4 protein-coding genes are annotated in these 5,810 nt (G+C 32.6%); 3 read left to right on the top strand and 1 reads right to left on the bottom strand.

Annotation, left to right across the window (positions count from 1 at the left end; all coding sequences use genetic code 11):
* From B3J44_RS22425 to B3J44_RS22415, 3 genes are all read left to right on the top strand, one after another.
* Positions 1-384, top strand: a 384-nt coding sequence (locus B3J44_RS22425) for a DUF4290 domain-containing protein (RefSeq protein WP_286971543.1), incomplete at its 5' end; no start/stop codon positions are given.
* Between the two features lie 188 nt (positions 385-572).
* Positions 573-1,886 carry a UDP-N-acetylglucosamine 1-carboxyvinyltransferase gene (gene murA / locus B3J44_RS22420; protein WP_144338813.1) on the top strand — a complete coding sequence of 438 codons (1,314 nt, stop codon included), beginning with the start codon at positions 573-575 and terminating at the stop codon, positions 1,884-1,886.
* A gap of 116 nt (positions 1,887-2,002) precedes the next feature.
* Positions 2,003-2,878 carry a cation diffusion facilitator family transporter gene (locus B3J44_RS22415; RefSeq protein ID WP_198858216.1) on the top strand — a complete coding sequence of 292 codons (876 nt, stop codon included), beginning with the start codon at positions 2,003-2,005 and terminating at the stop codon, positions 2,876-2,878.
* A 246-nt stretch (positions 2,879-3,124) separates the two neighbouring features.
* Here B3J44_RS22415 and B3J44_RS22410 read toward each other — a convergent pair whose 3' ends face one another.
* Positions 3,125-5,614 carry a DUF5686 and carboxypeptidase regulatory-like domain-containing protein gene (locus B3J44_RS22410; protein ID WP_286971542.1) on the bottom strand — a complete coding sequence of 830 codons (2,490 nt, stop codon included), beginning with the start codon at positions 5,612-5,614 and terminating at the stop codon, positions 3,125-3,127.
* Positions 5,615-5,810: the final 196 nt, after the last annotated feature.

Here is a 5,810-nt window from a genome sequence, read left to right as displayed (position 1 = left end):
CAGAACTTTCCAAAGTATAGATTTTATGGTAACAATATCAAATATATGATTGATGTTGCCAATAAATGGGAAGAAGGTGAAATGAAAAATGCATTGGTAATGGTAATTGCCAATCATATGAAAAAATCTTTCTTAAGCTGGAACAAAGACACTGTAAAAGACGATGTGATTTTTGAACATTTGTATGAATTATCTGGAGGTAAAATCAATTTATTACACAGCACAGAAGAGCTTTTAAATACAACAGACTTAATGCGTACAAATAAACGCATGTCTAACAAAACAGCTTCTGGTGCTCAACCAAAAATTCAGAACAACAACAAAAATAACAACAACAAAGGCGGTCAGAAAAAGACATTTCAAAAAAACAATAATCAAAAGTAAGAAAAAGCGACTAAGAGGCTAAACTCCTAAGTTGCTAAGTTTTTTTTACTTAGATGCTTAAAAAATAAACAAAAACAAAAATAAAAAAAAGCTGCTAAGCTGCTAAGCTCCTAAGTTGCTGAGTTTTTTTACTTAGAATCTTAGAATCTCAGAATCTTAGAAACTTTGAAAGAACCTAAACAAGATCTATGGGAATTTTTAAAATCGAAGGAGGAACTCCTTTAAAAGGAGAAATCACTCCGCAAGGAGCAAAGAATGAGGCATTACAAATTTTATGTGCCGTGCTTCTAACAGGAGAGAAAGTAAAAATTAATAACATTCCTGATATTATAGACATCAATAAATTAATCACTTTGTTGGGGAATTTAGGTGTGAAAATTCAACGTAACGAACCAGGTTCAATTACTTTTCAAGCCGATGAAGTTAATGTTGGATATTTAGAAACTGAAGCTTTCAAAAAAGAAGGTGGAGCGCTTCGTGGTTCGATTATGATTGTTGGTCCGCTTTTGGCTCGTTTTGGAAAAGGATACATTCCAAAACCAGGTGGAGATAAAATCGGTCGCCGTAGATTAGACACACACTTTGAAGGTTTTATTAACCTTGGAGCAAAATTTAGATATAACAGAGAAGATCATTTTTATGGAGTAGAAACTCCAAAAGAAGGTCTTAAAGGAACAGATATGCTTCTTGATGAAGCTTCTGTAACTGGAACTGCAAACATTGTAATGGCAGCAGTTTTAGCAAAAGGAACAACTACAGTTTACAACGCAGCTTGCGAACCATACTTACAGCAATTGTGTAAAATGCTGAACTCTATGGGAGCTAAAATCACAGGAGTTGGATCTAACTTATTGACTATAGAAGGTGTTGAAAGCCTTGGAGGATGTGAGCATAGAATTCTTCCTGATATGATCGAAATCGGTTCTTGGATTGGTCTTGCAGCTATGACAAAAAGCGAAATTACAATCAAAAATGTAAGCTGGGAAAACTTAGGTTTGATTCCAAATACATTTAGAAAGCTTGGAATTACAGTTGAAAAGCGTAATGATGATATTTATATTCCTGCTCACAAAGATGGATATGAAGTTAAAACAGATATTGACGGTTCTATCTTAACTATTGCCGATGCGCCATGGCCAGGATTTACGCCAGATTTATTAAGTATTGTTTTGGTTGTGGCAACTCAAGCAAAAGGAGATGTTTTAATTCACCAAAAAATGTTCGAAAGCCGTTTATTCTTCGTTGATAAATTGATCGATATGGGAGCAAAAATCATGTTATGTGATCCGCACAGAGCTGTGGTTATGGGACATAATTTCGAATCTCAATTAAAAGCAACTACAATGTCTTCTCCTGATATTCGTGCGGGAATCTCATTGTTGATTGCTGCGCTTTCTGCAAAAGGAACTAGTACAATTCAAAATATTGAACAAATCGATCGTGGATACGAGCGTATCGACGAGCGTTTGAGAGCAATTGGAGCTAAAATCGTGAGAGCTTAAAAGTTTATAGCCACGGATTACACAAATTGCACTAATTTTTAAAAATTAGTAAAATAAAACACAAAGCTAATCTTCGTGTAATTTGTGTAATTCGTGGCTAAAAAAAAATAGTCTAAATGACAAACGAACAAAAAGCTATAAAAGCTACTATTTTTAGTATAATAGGAAATACCTGCCTGGCCATTATAAAAGGTCTCGCAGGTTTTTTTGGCAATTCTTATGCCTTGATTGCCGATGCAATAGAATCAACAACAGATATATTTTCGTCTTTTTTGGTACTTTTTGGAATCAAATATTCGAATAAACCAGCAGATGAAAATCATCCTTATGGACACGGTCGTGCAGAGCCTTTAATAACATTTTTAGTTGTTGGTTTTCTAATTACTTCAGCAACAATTATTGGATATGAAAGTATTGCCAATATTGGAAGTGATCATGATTTGCCAAAATCTTGGACGCTTTATGTTTTGGGAGCTATTATAATCTGGAAAGAATATTCATTCCGTTTGGTTATGAAGCGAAGCAAGCAAACCAATAGTACCTCTCTTGCTGCTGATGCTTGGCATCATCGTAGTGATGCTATAACCTCTGTTGCAGCGTTTATCGGAATTTCGATTGCACTGATTATGGGAAAAGGTTATGAATCTGCAGATGATTGGGCAGCGCTTTTTGCAGCTTTTTTTATTCTCTATAATAGTTATAAAATCTTTAGACCTGCGCTTGGTGAAATTATGGACGAAAATCTTCATGAAGATTTAGTTGAAGAAATTCGTGTAAAAGCTTTATTGGTTCCTGGAATTCTTGGAACAGAAAAATGTTTTATTCGTAAAGCAGGAATGAAATACCATGTAGATCTTCACGCAATTGTTTCGGCAAAAATTTCAGTAAAAGAAGGACATGATTTAGCACACGAATTAAAAGATACTTTGAGAAAAGAAATCCCAGAACTTGGGCACGTTTTAATACATGTTGAGCCAGATGATTATTCTTAAGGTTCAAAGTTGTAAAAGTTCAAAGGAGCAGAGTTTATATTTGATAATCGTATAAGTTTTTTTGTCCGACTGAGCGAAGTCGAAGCCTACGCAAAGAAATTCAAATCAAAAAATCCGTTTAAAATTGTAGTCTGTTTTACACAGATTTTTGATTTAAACGGATTTTTCGATTTTGTATTAAAGCATAACTCGAAAGAGCATTTAGTCAAAAAACTTTGAACCTCTGCGCCTTTGTTACTTTGAAGCTTAATCCAACGCATTTAAAATCTTCAACCCAAATACAACGCCATTTTGTTGGATGCCACCTTGGTAAGAATGAACATAATCGATTCTGAACAATTTGAATTTTCCGAAACCTAAATTGTCTAAACCAATTGTAAATTCAGAATATGGCTTTTTGTCTGGAATTGCCAAAGCATGAAATCCAATATTCATAGTTGATTTTAAAAGATTCAATAACGGAATTTTATTCATAATAAAGCCCGTATCATTGTATTCGGTATGCATTTCAAAATAACTATCGTTTGTGCTGTTAGAATAATACGGCATCATGTTGAAAACATTTAAATAGCGTTCACTTGTTCCAATATGAGTTTGGTTTCCATTAAAATGTCTGTAATCAATAAACGAAATATTCTCAGCATTGAAGAATTTTCCTCCTCTAAAATTGGTTCCTAAAAGACCTTTATTACCAAGCGATAAATCATATTGAACAGAAGCTCCAATTCGTTCATATTCGTACTTTTTTTCGCTTGCCGCAAATGTTTTCTCGAATGCTAAATAAACCGTCGGATATTTATCGTCTTTAAAATTAAATCTTCCGTCAGGTCTTGAAATATATTTGTTTCCAAAATTGATTTTCGTTGTCAGAAGCGCTTTAAACAAATGATGCTGATCAAAAGCTGGAGTTGTAAAATCGTTTGGCGCTAACGGATTATTTGAGGAGTAAATATCATCTTTTTTAAAGAATGAATAGTCGGTTGTATTCAAAAGTGGTTTTCGCTGTTCGTAACCAATTTTTCCAGTAAGATTTATTCCATTAGCAATATCTTGTCCATAATTAATTTCAGCAAATTCTAAGTTATAAAGCTTCATGTAGTTGTCTTTAAAAAATAGAGAGCTTATAGAATTAATAAATTTAGAAATAGGTTCGGCACTATTAAATTGAGCAGTTTTTGTTCCTCCAGAACCCCAAATTGTAGCATAATTAATAGTGTTGAATCGATGACTGAATTCTCCAATTGCGCGAAAACGTTCGTCAGAAAATCCATAATTAAAAGTAGTACTTATCGAAGTGCTTTTTCCTTCTTCTTCATTCCATTTTTTAAAAGAGAAGCCAGAATCCAAATTGAAACCTTGAACAGTATTGAAACTTAATGAAGAAATATTCAATAAGCCTTTATAATCAAAAGAATATTTCTTAAAAGTATTTTTATAATCGTAACCTATTAAAACATCCCAAACCTTGAATTTGTTGTTTTTTGCATCAATAGAATCGGTATATTTTTTTGATTTTCTAATAGTCTGCAAACTATCTTTTTTAGCATAATCACTGCTTTCTTCAATCGTTAACGGAATGGGACGAATTTCATTCCAGAAAGCATCATCTTTTTTATTGGCATTGAGATCAAAAGCTACGAGCTCGTTTCCAAAAGTTTTCTTTTCAAATGAGGCAGGAAATTCATAATTAGAATAAACATAATTGAAATTTCCAGAGAACTTTACACCAAAAATTCCAGCATTAAAAGAAAGTGTCTGCGCATTTTTTGACCAGATTTTATTTTTGGTGTTGTAGCTGAAACTCTGTTTTAAAGTCATTTTTTCTGTAAATTCATTTTTCATTCGGTACCCTTTGATGTCTAAATCAATGGCATAAATGGCAAAACTATCATCTACAATATAAATGTATCCTTCAAAAACAGGTTCTTTATCTCGTTTCGGAATGACTTTGATTTTATAAATCTGCTGATTGTTGTCATCGTAAAAAGTGCTTTCTAATTTGTATTTGTAATAATTGAAAGCATTGTCTGCGATAGGTGAGATGAGTTTTACATCAAAATCTAAAGTGTTGTCATAAAAGTCATAATTTGACAATGCTGCTGTATTATAACTATAGCCACGATTGTTTCCAGAAACTTTAGAAGCAATAATATTTTCTTTAAACTTGTTTGGTTTTTCAAGGCTAACTTTAGATATCGTTTCAGATAAATATAAGATTCCAGTTCCCGTAGAATCTAAATTAGAAGCCATATCATCGCCAAGTTCTACTTTTTTGCCCAGTATTTTTTTAGGAAGATCTTTTACTTTAAACATTCCTTTTGAATAAAAATCGGCTGTATATCTTTCAGTTTTATCCGAGTTTTCTTTTTTATGAGCTATTGCATTTTTTATGATGGCATTTGCTGGATTGTTTTTAGGATCAATAATTACTTCATTTAAAGCAAAACTTTCTTCTTGGAGCTGAACGTCTAAAGTAACGGTTTTGCTTCCGGCGGCAACGGCTATTTTTTGAGTTTTAAAGCCTAAATATTGAAAAGTAATTTTGTTTTTTCCAATTTCTTTTACATTAAGCTGATATTTTCCCTGCTCATTTGAAGTTGTTCCGGCATAGGTGTTTTCTTCGAAAACTGATACAAAAGGAAGCGGATTTCCTTTGTCATCTGTTATAGTTCCTTTAATTTGTGAAAAGGCAGTAATAGAAAAAAATAAGAAGGAAAATAAAGTAAAGTTTCTCATGTAGTGTGGCTTGTCTTACAAAAATATAATAAGTTAAATCTGAGCTTATTAATAATTTGTTAAATTCTAAGACATTAAATGAGATAACATATCAAGTTGAACGAAGTTGAAATTCTTTAGTTTTTGGTAATTCCAACTTCGTGCAATAAAATTGTTTTTATAGAAAGGATTGAATAGCCAATTCGTAACTTTTAAG

It is taken from the genome of Flavobacterium sp. UBA4854, assembly GCF_002399805.1.
Lineage (GTDB): Bacteria > Bacteroidota > Bacteroidia > Flavobacteriales > Flavobacteriaceae > Flavobacterium > Flavobacterium ginsengisoli.
This window is presented reverse-complemented; position numbering and strand designations above follow the sequence as displayed.